The organism is Afipia felis ATCC 53690 (assembly GCF_000314735.2).
Taxonomy (GTDB): domain Bacteria; phylum Pseudomonadota; class Alphaproteobacteria; order Rhizobiales; family Xanthobacteraceae; genus Afipia; species Afipia felis.
In genome coordinates this window covers 985,166-1,005,250 of the sequence record NZ_KB375270.1, presented here as the reverse complement: position 1 = coordinate 1,005,250, position 20,085 = coordinate 985,166, and the positions used below count along the sequence as shown (strand labels likewise).

Genomic DNA, 20,085 nt, shown 5'->3' with positions numbered 1-20,085 from the left:
AGCAGGTTCTGGTTCAGGCCAAAGGCATATGGCTACGGCGCGACGCCTGTCACCTGGGAAGGGTGGGCTTTAATCGTAGTGTATGTCGCGGTGGTTCTGGCTGTCGTGACACGTCTCACCCATCACGATCAAACGTTTACTTCATGGCTGTCTGCGATAGCCGCGCTTGCCGTCGCTACCGGTGTGATGGTTTTCGTCACTCGACAAAAGACGGACGGAGACTGGCGCTGGCGATGGGGCAGTGTTGATAATTCTGGAAAGGCAAAATGATGACCGCGTTACTCGAAGTCAAAGGCCTCAAGGTTCAAGTCGAGGACAACGAGATCCTGCATGGTCTCGACCTCACCGTGAACGAAGGCGAAGTTCACGCGATCATGGGGCCGAACGGCTCGGGCAAGTCGACGCTGTCGCACGTCATCGCGGGCAAGCCCGGTTACGATGTCACCGGCGGCGAAATTCTGTTCAAGGGTGAAGACCTTTTGGAGATGGAGCCGGACGAGCGTGCCGCCAAGGGTGTGTTCCTCGCGTTCCAGTACCCGATGGAAATTCCGGGCGTCGCCACCATGACGTTCCTGCGCACTGCGCTGAATGCGCAGCGCAAAGCGCGTGGCGAGAGCGAATTCTCGACGCCGGATTTCCTCAAGAAGGTTCGCGAAGTTTCGGCCCGGCTGAACATTCCGCAGGATATGCTCAAGCGCGGCGTCAATGTCGGGTTCTCCGGCGGTGAGAAGAAGCGCAACGAAGTGCTGCAGATGGCGCTGTTCGAGCCGAGCCTGTGCATCCTTGATGAAATGGATTCCGGTCTCGACATCGACGCGCTGCGCATCGCGGCAGACGGAGTCAACGCCCTGCGCGCACCGAGCCGTTCGATGATCGTCATCACGCACTATCAGCGGTTGCTCAACTACATCGTGCCGGACTTCGTCCACGTGATGTCGAAGGGGCGCGTCGTGAAGAGCGGTGGCAAGGATCTTGCGCTGGAGCTGGAGAAGTCCGGCTATGCGCAGTTCGAAGATAAAGCGGCGTAGGCGGATATTGCGATGAACGTTGCATTGGTCAAACCGACGGAGCAGCCATACGGCGACTTGTTCGCCGAGGCGCGCTCGCGCCTGCCGGGCGATGGCCTGGTCGCGAGTGCACGCAAGGCGGCCTTCGATGATTTTGCTGAGCGTGGCTTGCCGCATCGGCGGATCGAGGAATGGAAGTATACCGACCTGCGCGCGCTTTTACGCACGGTCAATCTGCTTGCTCCGGCACCGGAAAAGGCAACGCTGGCACTGGCCGCAAAGGCCATCGCTGCGCTGGGCATCGAGAATACCTGCCGCCTGACGCTGGTGGACGGCGTGTTCGCGCCCGAGTTATCCGATCTGTCGTCGCTTGAGAAAGGTGTTCGCGTGCAAACGCTGCGCGATGCGCTGGGCGAGGGCAACGCCGATCTGCTGAAGACGAAGGTTGCGTCTGACGCGATGATCTCGCTGAACACGGCATTGGCGACCGATGGCTTGGTCGTGACCGTGGATGACGGTGTGACCCTGAACCAGCCGCTTCATATCGCGCATATCGCAACCGCATCGTCGGCCTCGGCCGTGACGCGCTCGCATGTCCGGATCGGCAACAAGGCCCGCGTGACGCTGGTCGAGAGCTTCGTCGGTGCCGAGGGCGCGTCGGCCTATCAGGTTTACGATCAGGTGGAAGTGTCGGTCGGCGATGACACCGAGCTGCAGCATGTGCGCCTGATGGAAGACGCGCGTGATGCTGCCAACATCACTACGGCAGCGTTCCGGCTCGGCGCACGCGTCAAGCTGAATACGTTTGGTCTCACGCAAGGTGCTGCGGTCAGCCGTTATCAGGGCTTCATCACCTTCGCGGGTGAGGGGAGCGAACTGTCGACTAACGGCGTGAACCTGCTCGGCAGCCGTCGTCATGGCGACACCACGCTGATCGTCGACCATACGGTACCGAACTGCATCAGCCGTGAGGTGTTCCGCGCGGTGCTGGACGATCAGTCCCACTCGGTATTCCAGGGCCGCATCATCGTCCGTCAGATCGCACAGAAGACTGACGGCAAGATGATGACGCGCGCGCTTCTTCTGTCCGATGAGGCGGAGGCCGACAACAAGCCGGAGCTCGAGATTTTCGCGGACGACGTGGCTTGCGGCCACGGTGCAACCGCGGGCGCGATCGACGAGGAGTTACTGTTCTATCTCCGTGCACGTGGTTTGCCGGAGAAGGAAGCGCAGGGTCTTCTGATCGCGGCCTTCGTCGGCGAAGCGATCGAGTCCATCGTCGATGACGATTTGCGTGACATCGCAATTGCGACAGCCGAGCGATGGCTGGCGGCGCGGGGGTGACGATGCATCCCGCGGTCGCCAATGGCTCATATGACGTCGAGAAAATCCGGGCGGATTTTCCCGCGCTGGCGACGAAGGTGTACGGCAAGCCGCTGGTGTATCTCGACAACGCTGCGTCGGCGCAGAAGCCGAACGCTGTGCTGGAACGGATGACGCAGGCTTATCATTCTGAATACGCCAACGTACATCGCGGCTTGCATTATCTCGCCAATGCGGCGACGGATGCCTATGAGGGCGGCCGTACCAAGGTTGCCGCGTTCCTCAATGCCGCACGCAGGGAAGAGATCATTTTCACCCGCAACGCGACCGAGGCGATCAACCTCGTGGCGTCGTCATGGGGCGAACCGAATATCAAGGAGGGCGACGAGATCGTTCTCTCGATCATGGAGCATCATTCCAATATCGTGCCGTGGCACTTTTTGCGGGAGCGCAAGGGTGCGGTGCTGAAATGGGCGCCGGTGGACGATGAAGGCAATTTTCTGATCGAGGAATTCGAGAAGCTCCTGACATCGAAGACCAAGCTCGTTGCCATCACCCAGATGTCGAACGCACTCGGCACCGTGGTGCCGGTGAAGGAGGTCGTCCGGATCGCGCATGCGCGGGGCATTCCGGTGCTGGTCGACGGCAGCCAGGCTGCCGTGCATATGACGATCGATGTGCAGGACATCGATTGCGACTTCTACGTCTGCACCGGGCACAAGATTTACGGCCCGACCGGGATCGGCGCGCTGTACGCCAAATACGAGCATCTGGTCGCGATGCGCCCGTTCAACGGCGGCGGCGAGATGATCCGCGAGGTAGCGCAGGACTGGGTTACTTATGGCGACCCGCCGCACAAGTTCGAGGCGGGCACGCCGGCGATCGTTGAGTCGATCGGGCTCGGTGCCGCGATCGATTACGTGAACTCCATCGGCAAGGAGCGCATCGCAGCCCATGAGCACGATCTGCTCGTCTACGCCACCGAGCGGCTGCGCGAGATCAATTCGCTGCGGCTGATCGGCACCGCGAAGAACAAGGGGCCGGTGATTTCGTTTGAGATGAAGGGCGCGCATCCGCACGATGTGGCGACCGTCATCGACCGGGCGGGCATCGCGGTGCGGGCAGGTACGCATTGCGTGATGCCGCTTCTGGAGCGATTCAACGTGACGGCGACCTGCCGGGCCTCGTTCGGGATGTATAATACCCGGGCCGAGGTCGATCACCTGGCACAGGCGCTTGTCAAGGCAGGAGAGCTTTTCTCATGAGCGAAGCAGATTCCGCAGAGAAGACGGCAGAGGCCGCCACTGAAAAACCGGCCGACGCTGCGAACCGGGTGGACACCACCTCGGCGCTGGCGCCGGAGGAAACCGAACGGCTTGGGGCGGACATCGTGGCCGCGCTGAAAACCGTCTATGACCCGGAAATTCCGGCCGACATCTACGAACTCGGTTTGATCTATAAGGTCGACATCAAGGACGACCGGGCCGTGGACGTGCAAATGACGCTGACCACGCCGAACTGTCCCGCCGCCGGCGATCTGCCGAATTTCGTCGAGAACGCCATCGCAAGCGTGCCGGGCGTTGGCCCGGTGACTGTGAACGTAATCTGGGAACCGCCGTGGACGCCGGACCGGATGTCCGATGAAGCCCGTCTTGTTCTCAATATGTGGTGATTTGGACGAATCGCGGAATTCTGGCGTGATTGTGTCCGGCATTGAAATGCCGAAGGAAGTAGCCAAATGACGGGTATGACCCCTAACGCTCCTGCCTCTGCCGCCAAGCCGGTCCGTCCGCGTCCTCAAGTGATGCGCTTGACGGATGCTGCTGCCAGTCGCGTTCGCGAACTCTCGTCGCGCGCGGATTCCGAGATTGTGGGCCTGCGCGTCGGCATCAAGAACGGCGGCTGCGCTGGCATGGAATACACCGTCGAATACGCGCACGATATCCGCCCGACCGACGAGGTCGTGGAGGATAAGGGCGTGAAGATTTTGGTCGACCCGAAGGCCGTTCTGTTCCTGCTTGGCACCGAGATGGATTTCAAGGTGGACAAGATGGCGGCGCAGTTCGTCTTCAACAATCCGAACCAGACCGGCGCATGCGGCTGCGGCGAGTCCGTGCAGTTGACGCCTGCGAAGGTCGATGGCTAGAGCCGCAGCCTCTCAAGCAACCTGAATACGAACGTTGGGTGTGAACTCGGGGTCCGCTTCGCAAATCACGCGATTGCGGCCGTGCCGCTTGGCGGCGTAGAGGCAGGCATCGGCACGGTCGATCAGGGCAGGGGCATCGTCGCCGGACTGGAAAACAGAAACTCCGGCGGAGATGGTGACGCGGCCGAGAATTTCGCCTGTCGATTTTTTCTTCAACTGCTTGGACATCACGGCGCGGCGGACATTGTCAGCCACGGCGAGGGCTTGGCGCATTGAGGTGTTGGGTAAGATCACGGCGAACTCCTCACCGCCGTAACGTGCCGTCAGGTCCTGCCCTTTGATGTTGGCCTTGATCGCCAGCGCCACCAGCCGGAGCACCTGATCGCCGGTGAGGTGGCCGTAATTGTCGTTGAACGACTTGAAATGGTCGATGTCGATCATCAGGAGCGACAACGGCTCGCCGTTTTGCTGGGCGTATTCGACGGCGGCATCGAGGGCACGGTCGAAATATTTGCGGTTGCCGAGCGACGTCAGCGGATCGGTCAGGCTTTCGGTGCGGATCGCCTCGAGACTGTCCTGCAGACTTGCGATTTCGAGTTTTGAACTGGCAAGACGCGCTTCCAGCGCCTTGTTAGTCAAGTTCATCTCGCGAGTGGACTGAACCAGTGCGTGGATCACGAGATTGATCTGCGTCTTGTCCTTGGCATTCTGGAGTCGATTGGTAGCGCCCTCAAGATCGGTGCTGAACGAGTTCGTCATGCCGACCGCATCGGTGATGAGGCCCATCACGTCGTCGATCTCGTTGATGACACGCGAACCGACCTTGTCGATCCGATCGGTCATGCGCGATTGCGACAGATATGTATCGTGAATTTGTTCGAGGTCTGCTTCGGTCAGCTTGCCGTTGTGCAGCAGCGTTTCGTTGATGACCTTGTTGAGTTCGATGTTGTATCCAGTCGCGTAGATGTACCAGATCTCATAATTGCGGGGGATTGCGCTCTGGCGCAGGGACCTGATCTGACCCAATGCGACTTCGGCGAACGCGAGGGTGCGCTCGTGCTCTTCAAGAAGATTAATCACGTTGGCGTCCCCAGGCAGCCTTCTGCGCCGGCAAATCCCTAAAGTATGGCGGGACGATAGGGGACGTTTGTGAAAGACGGGTAAACACTTTCGTTCAGATACGCACCTTATCCGCGGGCGCGTACCGGACGGAGCAGAAACGCCGGCAAATGTGAATGATCGCCGGGCTCCATATGATCCTGCGCCGCAGCAGCCATCGGGATGCGGCCGAGCGAAGGAGGTAGAGCGGGCGGCGTTCTGGCTGACGATTTCGGCAACGATCCCGCCTTGTTGGCGGCTGGTTTGGCCGTGGTCTTTTCATGATCGCGGGTTCGCGACCGCTGACCGCCGCGGCGGGATTTGCGGGGACGCGAGCTCGAGTCCGCTGTGGCACCGTTCGCGTCGGCAGTGGAGGCTTCCACCGGCGCATAGCCCTCCGCATGTGGGATGGATTGCCCGATCAGCTTCTCGATCGCCATGATGGATTTCTGGTCGGCCGGCGAGACGATCGAGACCGCGGTGCCTAGACGACCGGCGCGGCCGGTGCGGCCGATGCGATGAACGTAATCATCGGGGTGATGCGGCACGTCGAAATTGAAGACGTGGCTCACTTCAGGGATGTCGAGGCCGCGGGCGGCGACGTCGGAGGCGACCAGCAACGGCAACTCGCCTTTGCGGAACTGTTCGAGCGAAGCCATGCGCGCGCTCTGGTCCATGTCCCCGTGCAGTGCGGCTGCGCCGAAGCCATGCTTCTGCAGCGATTTGTGCAGGATCGCGACCTCGCGCTTGCGGTTGCAGAAGATGATGGCGTTCTTCAGATCCTTGGCATTGCGCAGAAGCTGGCGCAGCAGTTCGCGCTTCTCGTGCGGCTCCTTGCCGGTGCTGATCTGGGATTGGGTCACAGTGACGGCGGTCGATGCCGGTTTTGAGACTTCGACCTTCACTGGATTGTGCAGGAATGTTTCGGTGATGCGGCGGATTTCCGGCGGCATCGTTGCGGTGAAGAACAGCGTTTGACGAGTGAACGGCACCAGCTTGCAGATGCGCTCGATGTCGGGAATGAAGCCCATGTCCAGCATGCGGTCGGCTTCGTCGATCACCAGCAGTTCTACGCCGGTCATCAGGAGCTTGCCGCGCTCGGTGTGGTCAAGCAGGCGGCCGGGGGTAGCAATCAGGACATCGACGCCGCGCATCAGTTTGGCATCTTGGTCGCCGAACGAGACGCCGCCGATCAGAAGGGCGACATTGAGCTTCTGGCCTACGCCGTAGCGGTCGAAGTTCTCTTTCACCTGCGCCGCGAGTTCGCGGGTCGGCTCAAGGATGAGGGTGCGGGGCATCCGGGCTCGCGCGCGGCCCTTTTCCAGCAGCGTGAGCATGGGCAGCACAAACGCCGCCGTTTTGCCGGTGCCGGTCTGGGCGATGCCGAGCACGTCTCGGTGAGCGAGAACGTGGGGAATTGCTTGTTCTTGAATGGGCGTCGGGGAAGTGTAACCGGTGGCTGCGACCGCAGCGAGAACCTTGTCGGACAAGCCGAGATTGGAAAAGGACATTGAGCCTCTACACGAGATCGCCGTTCGGACTTCTCGGAAATACTGCCGCGCTCAACCCCGGAACGGCATGCAGTTCATGCACGGGGATGATTATATCGCAGGCAAGCGGCTAATCAGATGATCGCGTTTCGACCCTGGCCGCGTGCCCGGAACATAGGACGGAATCGCCCAAAGTCAATATTTTTGGCGGGAAACTGCCTGAAACCCTTAATATTTATCGGTTTCGTGACATCCTGAGGCCACTGCGGGACCAGATGCGCCTGGTTCCAGAACCGGAGACCGCTGATATGGAGGGGGGATCCCAATCCGCCGAAACCATTCGGGTACAGTGCTGTGTCGTCGGCGGCGGTCCTGCCGGAATGATGCTCGGCTATCTGCTCGGCCGGGCCGGCATCAAAACCGTGGTGTTGGAAAAGCACGCGGATTTCTTCCGCGATTTTCGTGGTGACACGGTACATCCCTCGACCATGCAGGTGATGCAGGAGCTCGGTCTGCTGGACGACTTTCTGAAAGTGCCGCATGACGAGATCAGCAGGCTGAATGTGGAGATCGGGAATACCTCGCTCCGCCTCGCGGATCTATCGCGGCTCGATACGCCGTGTCCGTTTATTGCCTTCATGCCGCAATGGGATTTCCTGAATTTCATCGACAGCCAAGGCAAACGGTTTCCCCATCTTGAAGTTCGCAAGACGACTGAGGCAGTCGATCTGCTGCGCGCCAATGATCGCGTGACCGGTGTGGTCGCGAAAACGGAGCAGGGCGAGCTCCATATCTCAGCCGATCTTGTTGTCGCCTGCGATGGCCGTCATTCGCAGATGCGTGAGCAAGCCGGAATGGCGGTGCAGGACATCGGCGCGCCGATGGACGTGCTGTGGTTCAAGGTAGGAAAACCGAAGGGACCAACCGACAGTGTTTTCGGACGTATCCAGGCTGGGCAAATGATGGTGATGCTGGATCGCACTGACTATTGGCAGTGTGCGTATGTCATCGCCAAGAATGGATATCAGGCAGTCAAGGAGGGCGGCCTCGATAAATTCCGCGCCAACATCGTCAAACTGGCTCCGGTCACGCGCGACCATATTTCGGATGTGAAAACCTGGGACGACGTCAAGCTGCTGTCGGTGCAAATCGACCGGTTGACGAAATGGGCCAAGCCGGGATTTCTTTGCATCGGCGACGCGGCGCACGCGATGTCGCCGGTCGGCGGCGTCGGCGTCAATCTGGCGATTCAGGATGCGGTCGCGGCGGCGAACCTGTTGTGCGACAAGTTCGGAAAAGGCGCTCCATCGCTGGACGATCTCAGCCTTGTGCAGGCGCGGCGTGAGTTTCCAGTAAAGGCGACGCAGGCCATCCAGGTGTTCGTGCAGAACCGCTTGATCAATCGCGCAATTACCGACCGGCAGTTTGCGCCGCCGTTTATCATGCGGCTGGTCGGTAGCTTACCCTGGCTTCAGGGCTTGACCGCTCGCACCATTGGCATCGGGGTTCGCCCCGAGCACGTTCATTCGCCGGAGGCGAAACAGGCCTGATTAAACGTCGAGCAGTTCTTCCGGCGCGAACTCGGCCTTCTCGGTGATGAATTCGAAACGCGCCTCGGCCTTGCTGCCCATCAGCCGTTCGACAGACGTCGCGGTGCTGTCGCGGTCTTCCGTTGCCAGCACGACACGCAGCAGCGTGCGCTTGCGCGGGTCCATCGTGGTTTCCTTGAGCTGATTGGGCATCATCTCGCCAAGACCTTTGAAGCGGCCGATCTCGACCTTGGCGTTGGCATGGAATTCCTTTTTCAGCATTTCATCGCGGTGTGCCTCATTGCGCGCGTACAGTGTCTTGCTGCCATGAGTGAGCCGATAGAGCGGCGGCACGGCGAGGTAGAGATGTCCTTCGTCGATCAGCTTCGGCATCTGCCGGTAGAAGAAGGTGATGAGCAGCGAGGCGATGTGTGCGCCATCCACGTCGGCGTCGGTCATGATGATGATGCGCGAATAGCGCAGATCGTCTTCGCGATAATTGACCCCGGTTCCAGCGCCGATCGCCTGGATGAGATCGGACAGCTGCGCGTTGGCCACCATCTTGTCCCGCGTGGCAGAGGCGACGTTGAGGATCTTGCCGCGCAGCGGCAGGATCGCCTGCGTCTTGCGATCGCGCGCCTGCTTGGCACTGCCGCCCGCGGAATCACCTTCGACGATGAACAGTTCGGAGCCTTCGGTCGCGGTGTTGGTGCAATCCGCGAGCTTGCCGGGCAGTCGCAGTTTTTTAACTGCGGTCTTGCGCGAGATTTCCTTCTCGGCGCGGCGGCGTAACCGCTCGTCGGCACGCTCAATGATGAATTCGAGAAGCTTGTTGGCCTGCGCCGGATTGCCTGACAGCCAGTGGTCGAATGGGTCCTTTACGGCTTGTTCGACAATGCGCTGCGCTTCGGCGGTCGCGAGACGGTCCTTGGTCTGTCCCTGGAATTCCGGCTCGCGCACGAACACCGACAGCATGATGGCCGCGCCGACCATCACGTCTTCCGAAGTGATGGAGGAGGCCTTCTTGCCCTGACCGGTGCGCTCGGCGTGATCGCGGATGCCGCGCAGCAACGCGCTGCGCATGCCGGCTTCATGGGTGCCGCCGTCAGGTGTCGGCACCGTGTTGGTGTAGGAGGACATGAAGCCGTCGGCATCGGCGGTCCAGGCCACGGCCCATTCGCAGGCACCGTGCGCGCCGTTGCGTCCTGTTTTGCCGGAGAAGATGTCCGGGTGCACCAGTGTGTCGGAATGAATGGCCGCAGCCAAGTAATCCTTCAAGCCACCCGGAAAGTGGAAGGTGTCCTCGGCGGGCACATTCTCGATGCCCTTCAGGAGTTCGGGCGCACACTTCCAGCGGATTTCGACGCCGCCGAACAGATACGCTTTCGAGCGTGCCATCTGAAACAGGCGCTGCGGCTTAAAGGCGGCTTTATTGCCGAAGATATCAGCATCCGGCTTGAAACGGATCAATGTGCCGCGGCGGTTGTGAACCTTGCCGAGCTCTTCCAGCTTACCCTTCGGTTTGCCGCGCTCGAACGTCATCCGGTAGAGCTTCTGGTTGCGCGCCACTTCGACGACGAGCTCCGAAGACAGCGCGTTCACCACCGACACGCCGACACCGTGCAGACCACCCGAGGTCTCATAGACCTTGGAGTCGAATTTGCCGCCGGCGTGCAGCGTACACATGATGATTTCGAGCGCCGACTTGTTCTTGAACTTCGGATGCGGATCGACCGGGATGCCACGGCCGTTGTCGATTACCGTCAGGTATCCGTCCGCGCCAAGCTCGACCTCGATGAAACTCGCGTGACCGGCGAGCGCTTCGTCCATCGAGTTGTCGATAACCTCGGCGAACAGATGATGCAGCGCCTTCTCGTCGGTTCCACCGATATACATGCCGGGGCGGCGGCGGACCGGTTCCAGCCCTTCCAGCACCTCGATGTCGGCGGCGGTATAGCCGGCCTCCGCGCCCGAAGGCTTGGCGGCGGGTGCGGCGGAGCCGCGCGGCTTCTTGTCTCCCGAAGCAAACAGGTCGTTCGCCGCTTTCGCGGAAGAAGTTGATTTTGTATTTGCTTTCAGTTGTTTAGCCATGGACTTGAGTTCTGGTGGTCTGGTAAAGGGCACGAATCGTTGATGTTCACTATGACATGAACGACGTGACAATGTGGCGGGCAACCCTCATCTAGGCAGGGTCGCATTGCCTGCAGGGCAGGATGCCTTCAGTGCCGGGCCGGCTGATCGCGCGCCGGTTCTCAGAACGAGGGAAGTGAATGGCACTGGAAGAGATGGTTCGCGGCGTGGTCGAATTCGTCCGGGAACATCAGGTTTGGGCCGCACCCATCGTCGGCGCTCTCGCATTCGGTGAATCGCTTGCCTTCATCTCGCTGTTGATCCCGGCCTGGAGCGCGCTGATCGGCATCGGCGCGATGGTGGGTGCAAGCGATATCAAATTCTGGCCGGTCTGGGTCGCAGGGGCGCTCGGTGCCGCACTGGGGGACTGGCTCTCTTACTGGCTCGGATACACCTTCAAGGATCGGGTGGCGCGGATGTGGCCGCTGTCGCGGTACCCCGAAATGCTGCCGCGCGCCGAAAAGTTTGTTAGCAAATGGGGCGTGCCGGGCATTTTCATCGGGCGCTTCTTCGGGCCGTTGCGCGCGGCAGTGCCGTTGGTCGCCGGTATATTCGAGATGCCGTACTGGCACTTCCAGATCGCGAATTTCTCGTCGGCATTCGTCTGGTCGGCGACTCTGCTGTTGTTCGGCGACGCGATCTCAAAGCTGGCGACCTGGTTCTGGGCGGTGGTCTGACAGCCGACTGGCGCTGAGGCGGCCGCTGGGCTGCTTGACCCTGCGCCAGAGGGGTTTTATATGCGGCCCCATGATCGAACCCGCAAACAGAACCCTCCGTCGCCGCCGCTGTGCAATCTAGCGGCAGGTCGCGTTTGCTCGATCCAATGCCGCAGGATAAGTCCGCGGCGCCTTGTCTCTTCCAACAAATCGCCGCATCACCTGTCCCGCGCTCCGTCGGATAAGGACTATTGTCATGGCTGAAAAGAAGAAGATCGGCATTCTCGGCGCTTCCGGTTACACCGGGGCAGAACTCGTACGCCTGTTGCTGCGGCATCCGCGCGTCGAGATCGTTCTTCTGACTGCCGACCGTCGCGCCGGGCAGAAGCTCGGCGACGTGTTTCCGCAGTTCGCGCCTTACGATCTGCCGCAGCTTGTCTCGATCGAGAGCGTCGACTGGGCGGCTGCCGCGCTCGACCTTGTATTCTGCGCGCTCCCGCATGCGACGACGCAGACCGTGCTCAAGGATCTGCTGGCGAAAGCACCGGAGACGAAGGTGGTCGATCTGTCGGCCGACTTCCGTCTGACCGATCCCGCCGTCTACGCGAAGTGGTACGGGCACGAGCATCATGCGCTCGAACTGCAGAAGGAGGCCGTGTACGGCCTCACCGAAATCTACCGGCGCGATGTGAAGAAGGCACGGCTCGTCGCCAATCCCGGCTGCTACACCACCTGCGCGCAACTGCCACTCATTCCGCTACTGAAGGCCAAGGCGATCGAGAGTGATGAGATCGTGATCGACGCCAAGTCCGGCATGACCGGAGCGGGGCGCTCGGCGAAAGAGGAAATGCTGTTCTCGGAAGTCTCCGAAGGATTCCGCGCCTATGGCGTAGGTCATCATCGGCATATGTCCGAACTCGATCAGGAATTCTCCAAGGCTGCCGGCAAGGACGTGACGGCGACGTTCACGCCGCATCTTCTGCCGACAAATCGGGGTATCTATTCGACGATCTACGTTCGCGGACGGCGCGGCAAGACCGCGCGCGAGTTGCACGAGCTCCTGAGCAAGCAGTACGAGAAGGACGCATTCGTCTATGTTCTGCCGTTCGGCAAGACGCCGGACTCGCACCATGTGCGCGGCTCGAACATGACGTTCATCGGTGTTGCCGAGGATCGCAAGCCGGGGCGAGCGATCATCGTCTCGACGCTCGATAATCTCACCAAGGGCGCGTCGGGGCAGGCGGTGCAGAACATGAATGTCATGTTCGGCTTTGCCGAGACGCTCGGCATCGATCAGCCGGCGCTGTCGTCGTGATCTGAAAAGAGCCGCGGGAGCGGCTCTTTTTTATTCTCAGCAGAGGCGGAAGATCGCGAGCACCAGCACGGCCTGCGCGAGGAATCCGATCACGAACGTGAGCGTCCGCAGCACCGGTACGCCGAGCGCGTAGATGATGACGTGAGCAAGCCGCGACCAGAAATAGACCGCGCAGGCGAGCACTGTCCATTTGCTCGAATAATCGATGGCGTTGAGGATCAGCACCAGCGGTGCGAAGATCGCGAGATTTTCGATCGCGTTGTCATGCGCGAACATCATCCGGTTCGCCCATTCGGCATGTGGCTTGTCGCCGCGCGAAGGGTTTGCCATTGCGCCGCCGATGCCGCGCACCGCACAGCGGTTGAGGATGTAGGGGACCCAGAGCACGCCGGTCAAAATCACGGTCAAGGTCAGCCAGAACAATTCTCGCGTCATCGCCTTTTCCTTTCCTCGCAGCCTGCATCGAATCTCGCCGGGCGGGTACCGGCGACGATCTCTCATTCATAGTCGAACTGCGGAACGAGGCCAACTGAACGGCAGGCCTCTCAGGAATTTGACGTGGAAGGAAGACGGCTCAGGCGCGCATCCGGACATAGCTGCCCGGCGCTTCCTCCAGAATGGTCATGGACGCGCCGGCGCTACGAGCTGGAACGGTTTCAGCATCGAGACCCTCGATCCAGGCCCGCCAGTCCGGCCACCACGAACCCGAGTGCTCGGTCGCGCCGCTCATCCAGTCTTGCACCGTCTCAGCTGCAGCATTGCCGCCGGTCCAGTACTGGTATTTACCGGTGGCAGGAGGGTTGACCACGCCCGCGATATGGCCCGAACCGCTCAGCACGAAACGGACTGGTCCACCGAAGAATTGCGAGCCGTACAGCACCGACTGCGCAGGAGCGATGTGATCGTCCTTGGTCGCGAGATTGTAGATCGGCGTCTTGATCTTCGACAAATCGAGTTGGGTATTGTCGATCACCATGGTGCCCGCCGATAGCCGGTTCTCGAGATAGCAGTTGCGCAGGTAGAAGGAATGGTTTGCGCCGGGCATCCGCGTGGCATCGGCATTCCAGAACAGAAGATCGAAGCCCGAAGGTTCCTTGCCCTTGAGGTAATTGCTGATCACGTAAGGCCAGATCAGGTCGTTCGAGCGCAGCATGTTGAAGGCCATCGCCATGCGCGTGCCGTGCAGGACGCCGGTCTGCTGCATGTCGCGGTCGAGCGCTGCGAGCTGGCTCTCGTCGATATAGACCATCAGGTCGCCGGCATGGGTGAAGTCGACCTGCGCGGCCATGAAGGTGGCTGAGGTGGTGCGCACGCGGCGCTTGTCGGCGAGCCATGCGAGCGTCGTGGCGAGCAGGGTGCCGCCGATGCAATAGCCCATGGTGTGGACTTTCATCTCGCCGGTCGCCTTCTCGATCACGTCCATCGCCGTGAGCGGGCCTTCCTTCATGTAATCCTCGAAGGTCTTGGTCCCGAGGCTTTTGTCCGGGTTGATCCACGAAATGACGAAGACCGTCAGACCCTGATCCACCAGCCATTTGATGAAGGACTTCTGCGGCGTGAGGTCGAGGATGTAGTACTTGTTGATCCAAGGTGGCACGATCAAAAGCGGCGTGCGCAGCACATGCTCCGTGGTCGGCTCATACTGGATGAGCTGCATGACGTCGTTCTGGTAGATCACTTTGCCGGGGGTGAGCGCGAGATCCTTGCCGACCTCGAACGTCCCGCCTGACTGTCTGATCTTCAACGTGCCGCCACCTGCCTGAATGTCCTCGGCCAGCATCTGCATGCCTCGAAACAGGTTGTCGCCGCTGCTTGCGACGGTTTCCCGCAGGACTTCGGGATTGGTCAGCACGAAGTTCGAAGGCGCGAAGGTGTTGGTGAGTACCTGAACGTAGAACTCGGCCTTCTTGCGGGTATGCGGATCGAGGCCTTCCGCTTCTTCCACCAGCTCATGCGCCCATTTCGTGGTGAGCAGATAGAGCTGCATGATGAAATCGAAGAAGTGGTTGGATTTCCACTCGGGGTCGAGAAAACGCTTGTCCCTCGGCGCGGGTGCGATGGTCGGTTCCTCGTCCTCGGCACCGGCGAGCTTCCGTGAGAACTGACCCCACAATTCAAGGTAGGCTTTCCCAAGCCGCGTCTGCACGTTGCCGGCACGATCGGCATCGGCAAGCCAGTATTCGGCGACCTCGGCGAAAGTCTTGATGACCTCGCCCATCTCGCCGGGGGCGCGATTGTTGATGTCGCCGGTCTCGCGTGGTTGCAGGAAGGCGGAGAGCGCCTTGCCGCCACTTTCCATGGCGCGGGCGATGTTGAGTGCGAACGCATCGGCGTCGAAGGGTTTTGTCGTCGGAGGGTCGGTGGGGAGCGCGCTCATGAAGACGATATATCCGCGTGTCGGGCCGAAGGGGTACGTTGCCTCTTCTCAGTTAAACGAGCTTCCTTTCCAATAGCTATATGCGTTGCAGCAGATGTCTTGGTTCGGACATATTCGGCCTGCATGCGCCACCGCAGCGTATGCGGTCGGAAATTTAACGCTTTTCCGGAATATCGGTTCGCTGGGCGCCTTGGGGCGGAATTTGACGGGAATGGAATAGGGCGGGAGCTTGATGCGTTCGCTGCGTCGCCATGGAAAACGGGTCTGGATGGGAGTGGCTTTGCTGACGCTCGGCCAGATGCTGGGCGCATGTGCATCTCACGTCGCCGATATGCCCGTGGTGGGCCTGCCTGCCAATACGCCGGAGCGGCCCGCCGTCGCGCCGGCTTATCTCCCGGTCAACGATACCCCGCCACCGCGCACCGAAGCCCCCATGACCCCCGAGCAGCGGGCGCAGCTCACGCGGGACCTGACGGCGGCGCGGGACCGTCAGGAAGGGGTGAAGGCGCGGGCCGCGAAGCCCCGGGCCTCAAATCCACCCGCGAACTGAATTCCGTTCCTTTGGGCTGGTGGCGCGGCCCGAGGTTCGTGTTAGAAGATGCTATCGCGTCCTCAGTGATTTGCCGTCTGAGGGCCCTTAGCCGGGCTCGGAGCCTTGAATCCATGGAAGAATTCTACCGCATTCGCCGTTTGCCACCCTACGTTTTCGAGCAGGTGAATCGGGCCAAGGCCGCCGCGCGCAACGCTGGCGCCGACATTATCGATCTGGGCATGGGGAACCCGGATTTGCCTGCCCCGCCACACGTCCTTGAGAAGCTCAAGGAGACGCTGGGCAAGCCCCGGACGGACCGTTATTCGGCCTCCAAAGGCATTCCCGGTCTGCGCCGGGCACAGGCTGCCTATTACGAGCGCCGTTTCGGCGTGAAGCTCAACCCCGAGACCCAGATCGTCGCGACACTGGGCTCGAAGGAGGGCTTTGCGAACATGGCTCAGGCGATCACCGCGCCGGGCGATGTGGTGCTGGTGCCCAACCCGAGCTACCCGATTCATGCATTCGGCTTCCTGATGGCGGGCGGCGTGATTCGGTCGGTCCCGGCGGAGCCGACGCCGCAGCTCTTTGCTCACCTGGAGCGCGCGATCATCCATTCGATTCCGAAGCCGATCGCGATGGTGGTCTGCTATCCGTCGAACCCGACCTCTTATGTCGCGTCGCTCGATTTCTACAAGGATCTCGTCGCGTTCGCGAAGAAGCACGAGGTCTTCATTCTGTCCGACCTTGCTTACGCGGAGCTGTATTACAACGGCGAGCCGCCGCCGTCTGTGCTGCAGGTACCGGGCGCGATGGATATCGCCGTTGAATTCACCTCGATGTCGAAGACCTATTCCATGGCCGGCTGGCGCATGGGTTTTGCGGTCGGCAACGAGCGCCTGATCGCGGCGCTGACGCGCGTGAAGTCCTACCTCGACTACGGTGCCTTTACCCCGGTTCAGGTGGCTGCCGTCGCGGCGCTGAACGGTCCGCAGGACTGCATCCAGGAGATGCGCGACACCTATCACAAGCGCCGCGATGCGATGGTGGAGGCCTTTGGCCGGGCGGGCTGGGACATTCCCCCGCCGGCGGCCTCGATGTTCGCCTGGGCGCCGTTGCCTGAGAAATTCCGCCACATCAGCAGCATGGATTTTGCGACGCTCATGGTCGAGAAATCAGGAGTTGCGGTGTCTCCCGGCTCAGGGTTCGGCGAGCACGGTGAAGGTTTTGTTCGTATAGCGATGGTGGAAAACGAGCAGCGCATCCGTCAGGCTGCCCGAAATATCCGCCGTTTCCTTGAAGCGGGCGTTGAAACATTGCACAACGTGGTTCCTCTCGCCAACCGGCGCTAACTCATCCGGCAGGTTAAATAGAATATGGTTGCTCCGCTCAGAGTGGGGATTGCGGGGCTCGGCACCGTGGGTGCCGAGGTCGTGGGTCTGATAGAACGACAGAAGCGAGCGTTGTCGCTACGCTGCGGGCGCGGCATACGCGTGGTCGCGGTCTCGGCCCGCTCCAAGGTCAAGAAGCGCAACGTCGATCTCACAGGTATTGCCTGGGCGAAGAACGCGCTTGCGATTGCGACCGATCCCAAGATCGATGTGTTCGTTGAACTGATGGGCGGTGTGGGCGATCCCGCGCTGTCCGCCATTGAGGCGGCGCTGCGCAGCGGCAAGTCTGTCGTGACCGCGAACAAGGCGCTGATTGCCAAGCATGGCTCTCGGCTCTCGGCTCTCGCTGAAAAGCACGGCGGTGCGCTCAACTACGAGGCCGCCGTTGGCGCGGCCATTCCTGTCATCAAGACGTTGCGCGAAGGTCTTGCCGGGACTGATATCGATCGCGTCTACGGCATCCTCAACGGCACCTGCAACTACATCCTGACGCGGATGGAGCGGGAAGGGCTGTCGTTCGCAGAATGCCTGAAGGATGCGCAACGGCTCGGCTACGCGGAGGCCAACCCGTCCTTCGACGTCGATGGCCACGACACGGCGCAGAAACTTGCGATCCTTGCGAGCCTCGCTTTCGGCACCAAGGTCAACCAGAGCGCAGTGTACGTCGAAGGCATTTCCTCGATTGCGCCCGAAGACCTGCGCGCGGCGCAGGAGCTTGGTTATCGCGTCAAGCTGCTCGGCGTTGCGGTGAAGACCGAAACTGGAATCGAGCAGCGCGTGCATCCGACCATGGTGCCGCGGACTTCGTCGATCGCGCAGGTGATGGACGTGACCAATGCCGTGACCATTGATGGCGACGGCATTCCTCCGATCACCTTGGTCGGCCCCGGTGCGGGCGGCGCTGCGACGGCATCGGCCGTTGTTGCGGACATCGCCGATATTGCGCGCGGCGTGCGTGCGCTGCCGTTCGGTCGTCCCGTCGCCAAACTCAAGGTGACGACGAAAGCGCCAATGAAACGCCATGAAGGTGGTTATTACATTCGTCTGATGGCGCGTGACCTCGCTGGCACGGCGGCGACCATCGCCACGCGGCTGGCCGAACAGAAAATCTCGATCGAGTCGATCGTGCAGCGTCATCCTGACGGCACGTTTGATGTCGATAAGCCAGCCGGCAAGTCCCAGCCAGTGCCGGTGATTCTGATCACCTACGCAACCACGGAGGATGCCGTGCGTCGCGCGCTGCATGCCGTGCAGCAGGATCGCGTCATCACCGGAAAGCCGCAGGTTATCCGGATCGAGAAGAACTGAGACAATACACGACACATGCCGCCTCGCGCGGCATACGATGAGGAGCTTTACTGATGTCGACCATTTCCGTCCCGCCGCAGCTCTTGCTCGAGCGCATCCTGACACTGGAGATCGTGCGCGTGACGGAGCGCGCCGCGGTGTCGGCAGCGCGTCTGCGCGGCCACGGCAACGAGAAGGGCGCGGACCAGGCGGCGGTTGACGCAATGCGCCGCGAGCTTAACAAGATTCCGATCAAGGGCACGGTCGTGATCGGCGAGGGCGAGCGCGACGAAGCGCCGATGCTGTTTATCGGCGAGAAGGTCGGCGCGGAAGTCGGACCGGAAGTCGACATCGCGGTCGATCCGCTGGAAGGTACGACCTTGTGCGCCAAGGACATGCCGGGCTCGATCGCCACGATGGCGATGGCGGAAGGCGGCACGCTTCTCAATGCACCTGACGTTTACATGCAGAAGATCGCCGTCGGTCCCGGTTACGCCAAGAACGTGATTGATCTCGACGCACCGCCGGCCGAGAACATCCGCAGGCTCGCCCGCGCCAAGGACGTGCATCCGTCCGCGATCACGGCACTGATCCTGGACCGTCCGCGTCATGCCGACATCATCAACGCCGTCCGTTCGACCGGCGCTGCTGTGCGCCTAATCACGGACGGCGACGTGGCGGGCGTGATCCACACTGCCGATCCCGAGAACACTGGCGTCGATATCTACATCGGCACTGGCGGCGCGCCGGAAGGCGTGCTGGCAGCATCGGCGCTGCGTTGTATTGGCGGCCAGATGCAGTGCCGCCTGATCCTCGACACCGATGAGAAGCGCGAACGCGCTGCCAAGATGGGGATCAAGGACCCGTCCATGATCTACGGCATCGAGGACATGGTGAAGGGCGACTGCCTGTTCGCGGCCACTGGCGTGACCGACGGTTCGTTGCTGTCGGGCGTCAAATTCCGCAAGCACACCATCGAGACCGAGACGGTTGTAATGCGCTCCGTCACCGGCACGGTGCGCTACATCAAGGCCGAGCACCGCCAGCTCGAGAAATTCCACCTCGACTGATCGGCGCGGGATTGCGGTGATGCCGGACGTCAAGGCTCTGCTGTTCGATACGTTCGGTACCATCGTGGATTGGCGCGGCAGCCTGATCGCGGATTTCACTGCATGGGGTGAGGCGAGGGGCCTCACCGTCGACTGGGCCGCGCTGGTCGATGCCTGGCGCAGTGCGTACCGTCCGTCGATGGACGAGGTGCGCAGCCACCCTGAGCGCGGCTTTCTCACGCTCGATGAATTGCAACGTCAGTCAGTCGAGCCGCTCGCGGCGCGGCTCGGCATCACGGGACTGAGCAGGGACGATTTCGATCACCTCACGCTCGGCTGGCATCGCCTGAAGCCGTGGCCGGACAGCGTGCCGGGCCTGACGCGGCTGAAGACGAAGTTCGTCATCTCGCCGCTGTCGAACGGCAATGTCGCGCTGATGACCAATTTGGCCAAATATGCTGGTTTGCCGTGGGACGTGATCCTGTGTGCTGAAATCTTCCAGCGCTACAAGCCGGACCCCGAGGTCTATCTCGGTGCGGCCAAACTGCTCGGGCTGCGACCGGAGCAGGTGATGCTGGTCGCGGCGCATAATTACGATCTCATTGCCGCACGTGCCTGCGGACTGAAGACCTGCTTTGTGCCGCGCATCGCGGAATACGGCCCGCACCAGAAAGAGGACTTCGAGGCCACGAGTGACTGGGACTTCGTGGTTGCGGATATCGAGGATCTGGCCTCCCGGCTGGGTTGCTGACGGCGCA

Annotated in this window: 18 protein-coding genes; 13 read left to right on the top strand and 5 right to left on the bottom strand. The window is 61.2% G+C overall.

The genetic code is table 11. The features are described from left to right. The first annotated feature begins 269 nt into the window (after positions 1-269). The 5 genes from sufC (at position 270) to HMPREF9697_RS04820 (ending at position 4,476) form a co-directional block, all read left to right on the top strand. Positions 270-1,028 (top strand): Fe-S cluster assembly ATPase SufC, encoded by a 759-nt coding sequence (sufC, locus tag HMPREF9697_RS04840; protein ID WP_040308129.1) that lies wholly within the window; start codon positions 270-272, stop codon positions 1,026-1,028. A gap of 12 nt (positions 1,029-1,040) precedes the next feature. Beyond that, positions 1,041-2,351: a Fe-S cluster assembly protein SufD gene (sufD, locus tag HMPREF9697_RS04835; RefSeq protein WP_002716041.1), complete on the top strand. Its 1,311-nt coding sequence runs from the start codon at positions 1,041-1,043 to the stop codon at positions 2,349-2,351. Further along, positions 2,330-3,595, top strand: a complete 1,266-nt coding sequence (locus HMPREF9697_RS04830) for a cysteine desulfurase (RefSeq protein ID WP_040307813.1) — start codon at positions 2,330-2,332, stop codon at positions 3,593-3,595. Before sufD ends, HMPREF9697_RS04830 begins: the two co-directional genes overlap by 22 nt. Beyond that, positions 3,592-4,002, top strand: coding sequence for an SUF system Fe-S cluster assembly protein (locus HMPREF9697_RS04825; protein ID WP_002716039.1), 411 nt, complete (start codon positions 3,592-3,594; stop codon positions 4,000-4,002). Before HMPREF9697_RS04830 ends, HMPREF9697_RS04825 begins: the two co-directional genes overlap by 4 nt. 66 nt (positions 4,003-4,068) lie before the next feature. Further along, positions 4,069-4,476, top strand: a complete 408-nt coding sequence (locus HMPREF9697_RS04820; protein ID WP_002716038.1) for a HesB/IscA family protein — start codon at positions 4,069-4,071, stop codon at positions 4,474-4,476. Between the two features lie 12 nt (positions 4,477-4,488). On the opposite strand, the gene HMPREF9697_RS04815 is transcribed toward HMPREF9697_RS04820, so the two are convergent. Next, complete coding sequence (locus tag HMPREF9697_RS04815) at positions 4,489-5,556, bottom strand: GGDEF domain-containing protein (protein WP_002716037.1); 1,068 nt, start codon at positions 5,554-5,556, stop codon at positions 4,489-4,491. A gap of 107 nt (positions 5,557-5,663) precedes the next feature. Then, positions 5,664-7,085, bottom strand: coding sequence for a DEAD/DEAH box helicase (locus tag HMPREF9697_RS04810; RefSeq protein ID WP_002716036.1), 1,422 nt, complete (start codon positions 7,083-7,085; stop codon positions 5,664-5,666). A 287-nt stretch (positions 7,086-7,372) separates the two neighbouring features. Here HMPREF9697_RS04810 and HMPREF9697_RS04805 point away from each other — a divergent pair, with 287 nt between their 5' ends. Continuing rightward, a complete protein-coding gene (locus HMPREF9697_RS04805) occupies positions 7,373-8,614 on the top strand; it encodes an FAD-dependent oxidoreductase (protein ID WP_002716035.1) in 1,242 nt (413 codons plus the stop codon). Here HMPREF9697_RS04805 and parE read toward each other — a convergent pair whose 3' ends face one another. After that, the gene (parE, locus tag HMPREF9697_RS04800) at positions 8,615-10,684 is read right to left on the bottom strand and encodes a DNA topoisomerase IV subunit B (protein ID WP_002716034.1); all 2,070 of its coding nucleotides are present in this window, start codon (positions 10,682-10,684) and stop codon (positions 8,615-8,617) included. A 179-nt stretch (positions 10,685-10,863) separates the two neighbouring features. Between parE and HMPREF9697_RS04795 the strand changes: the two genes are divergently transcribed. Continuing rightward, positions 10,864-11,400, top strand: coding sequence for a DedA family protein (locus HMPREF9697_RS04795; protein WP_002716033.1), 537 nt, complete (start codon positions 10,864-10,866; stop codon positions 11,398-11,400). A gap of 235 nt (positions 11,401-11,635) precedes the next feature. Further along, the gene (argC, locus tag HMPREF9697_RS04790) at positions 11,636-12,694 is read left to right on the top strand and encodes an N-acetyl-gamma-glutamyl-phosphate reductase (RefSeq protein WP_002716032.1); all 1,059 of its coding nucleotides are present in this window, start codon (positions 11,636-11,638) and stop codon (positions 12,692-12,694) included. Positions 12,695-12,730: 36 nt separating this feature from the next. Here argC and HMPREF9697_RS04785 read toward each other — a convergent pair whose 3' ends face one another. Together HMPREF9697_RS04785 and HMPREF9697_RS04780 are read right to left on the bottom strand one after the other, a co-directional pair. Further along, on the bottom strand, positions 12,731-13,129 hold the full coding sequence (locus HMPREF9697_RS04785; RefSeq protein WP_002716031.1) for an MAPEG family protein: 399 nt from the start codon (positions 13,127-13,129) through the stop codon (positions 12,731-12,733). A gap of 139 nt (positions 13,130-13,268) precedes the next feature. Further along, positions 13,269-15,071, bottom strand: coding sequence for a PHA/PHB synthase family protein (locus HMPREF9697_RS04780; protein ID WP_002716030.1), 1,803 nt, complete (start codon positions 15,069-15,071; stop codon positions 13,269-13,271). 232 nt (positions 15,072-15,303) lie between these two features. Here HMPREF9697_RS04780 and HMPREF9697_RS04775 point away from each other — a divergent pair, with 232 nt between their 5' ends. From HMPREF9697_RS04775 to HMPREF9697_RS04755, 5 genes are all read left to right on the top strand, one after another. After that, positions 15,304-15,621 carry a hypothetical protein gene (locus HMPREF9697_RS04775; RefSeq protein WP_002716029.1) on the top strand — a complete coding sequence of 106 codons (318 nt, stop codon included), beginning with the start codon at positions 15,304-15,306 and terminating at the stop codon, positions 15,619-15,621. Between the two features lie 113 nt (positions 15,622-15,734). Further along, positions 15,735-16,952 carry an LL-diaminopimelate aminotransferase gene (locus tag HMPREF9697_RS04770; RefSeq protein WP_002716028.1) on the top strand — a complete coding sequence of 406 codons (1,218 nt, stop codon included), beginning with the start codon at positions 15,735-15,737 and terminating at the stop codon, positions 16,950-16,952. A 24-nt stretch (positions 16,953-16,976) separates the two neighbouring features. Further along, positions 16,977-18,299 (top strand): homoserine dehydrogenase, encoded by a 1,323-nt coding sequence (locus tag HMPREF9697_RS04765; protein ID WP_002716027.1) that lies wholly within the window; start codon positions 16,977-16,979, stop codon positions 18,297-18,299. Between the two features lie 53 nt (positions 18,300-18,352). Next, complete coding sequence (gene glpX, locus HMPREF9697_RS04760; RefSeq protein ID WP_002716026.1) at positions 18,353-19,348, top strand: class II fructose-bisphosphatase; 996 nt, start codon at positions 18,353-18,355, stop codon at positions 19,346-19,348. A gap of 19 nt (positions 19,349-19,367) precedes the next feature. Beyond that, positions 19,368-20,078: a haloacid dehalogenase type II gene (locus HMPREF9697_RS04755; RefSeq protein WP_002716025.1), complete on the top strand. Its 711-nt coding sequence runs from the start codon at positions 19,368-19,370 to the stop codon at positions 20,076-20,078. Positions 20,079-20,085: the final 7 nt, after the last annotated feature.

Bases quoted from the DNA above. Each gene is read 5' to 3' on its own strand.
- HMPREF9697_RS04770 (WP_002716028.1), top strand. From the start codon at position 15,735: ATGGAAGAATTCTACCGCATTCGCCGTTTGCCACCCTACGTTTTCGAG.
- sufD (WP_002716041.1), top strand. From the start codon at position 1,041: ATGAACGTTGCATTGGTCAAACCGACGGAGCAGCCATACGGCGACTTG.
- HMPREF9697_RS04785 (WP_002716031.1), bottom strand. From the start codon at position 13,129: ATGACGCGAGAATTGTTCTGGCTGACCTTGACCGTGATTTTGACCGGC.
- HMPREF9697_RS04775 (WP_002716029.1), top strand. From the start codon at position 15,304: ATGCGTTCGCTGCGTCGCCATGGAAAACGGGTCTGGATGGGAGTGGCT.
- HMPREF9697_RS04805 (WP_002716035.1), top strand. From the start codon at position 7,373: ATGGAGGGGGGATCCCAATCCGCCGAAACCATTCGGGTACAGTGCTGT.
- HMPREF9697_RS04820 (WP_002716038.1), top strand. From the start codon at position 4,069: ATGACGGGTATGACCCCTAACGCTCCTGCCTCTGCCGCCAAGCCGGTC.
- HMPREF9697_RS04825 (WP_002716039.1), top strand. From the start codon at position 3,592: ATGAGCGAAGCAGATTCCGCAGAGAAGACGGCAGAGGCCGCCACTGAA.
- HMPREF9697_RS04765 (WP_002716027.1), top strand. From the start codon at position 16,977: ATGGTTGCTCCGCTCAGAGTGGGGATTGCGGGGCTCGGCACCGTGGGT.
- HMPREF9697_RS04830 (WP_040307813.1), top strand. From the start codon at position 2,330: ATGGCTGGCGGCGCGGGGGTGACGATGCATCCCGCGGTCGCCAATGGC.
- sufC (WP_040308129.1), top strand. From the start codon at position 270: ATGACCGCGTTACTCGAAGTCAAAGGCCTCAAGGTTCAAGTCGAGGAC.
- HMPREF9697_RS04795 (WP_002716033.1), top strand. From the start codon at position 10,864: ATGGCACTGGAAGAGATGGTTCGCGGCGTGGTCGAATTCGTCCGGGAA.
- HMPREF9697_RS04755 (WP_002716025.1), top strand. From the start codon at position 19,368: ATGCCGGACGTCAAGGCTCTGCTGTTCGATACGTTCGGTACCATCGTG.
- argC (WP_002716032.1), top strand. From the start codon at position 11,636: ATGGCTGAAAAGAAGAAGATCGGCATTCTCGGCGCTTCCGGTTACACC.
- glpX (WP_002716026.1), top strand. From the start codon at position 18,353: ATGTCGACCATTTCCGTCCCGCCGCAGCTCTTGCTCGAGCGCATCCTG.
- HMPREF9697_RS04810 (WP_002716036.1), bottom strand. From the start codon at position 7,085: ATGTCCTTTTCCAATCTCGGCTTGTCCGACAAGGTTCTCGCTGCGGTC.
- HMPREF9697_RS04780 (WP_002716030.1), bottom strand. From the start codon at position 15,071: ATGAGCGCGCTCCCCACCGACCCTCCGACGACAAAACCCTTCGACGCC.
- parE (WP_002716034.1), bottom strand. From the start codon at position 10,684: ATGGCTAAACAACTGAAAGCAAATACAAAATCAACTTCTTCCGCGAAA.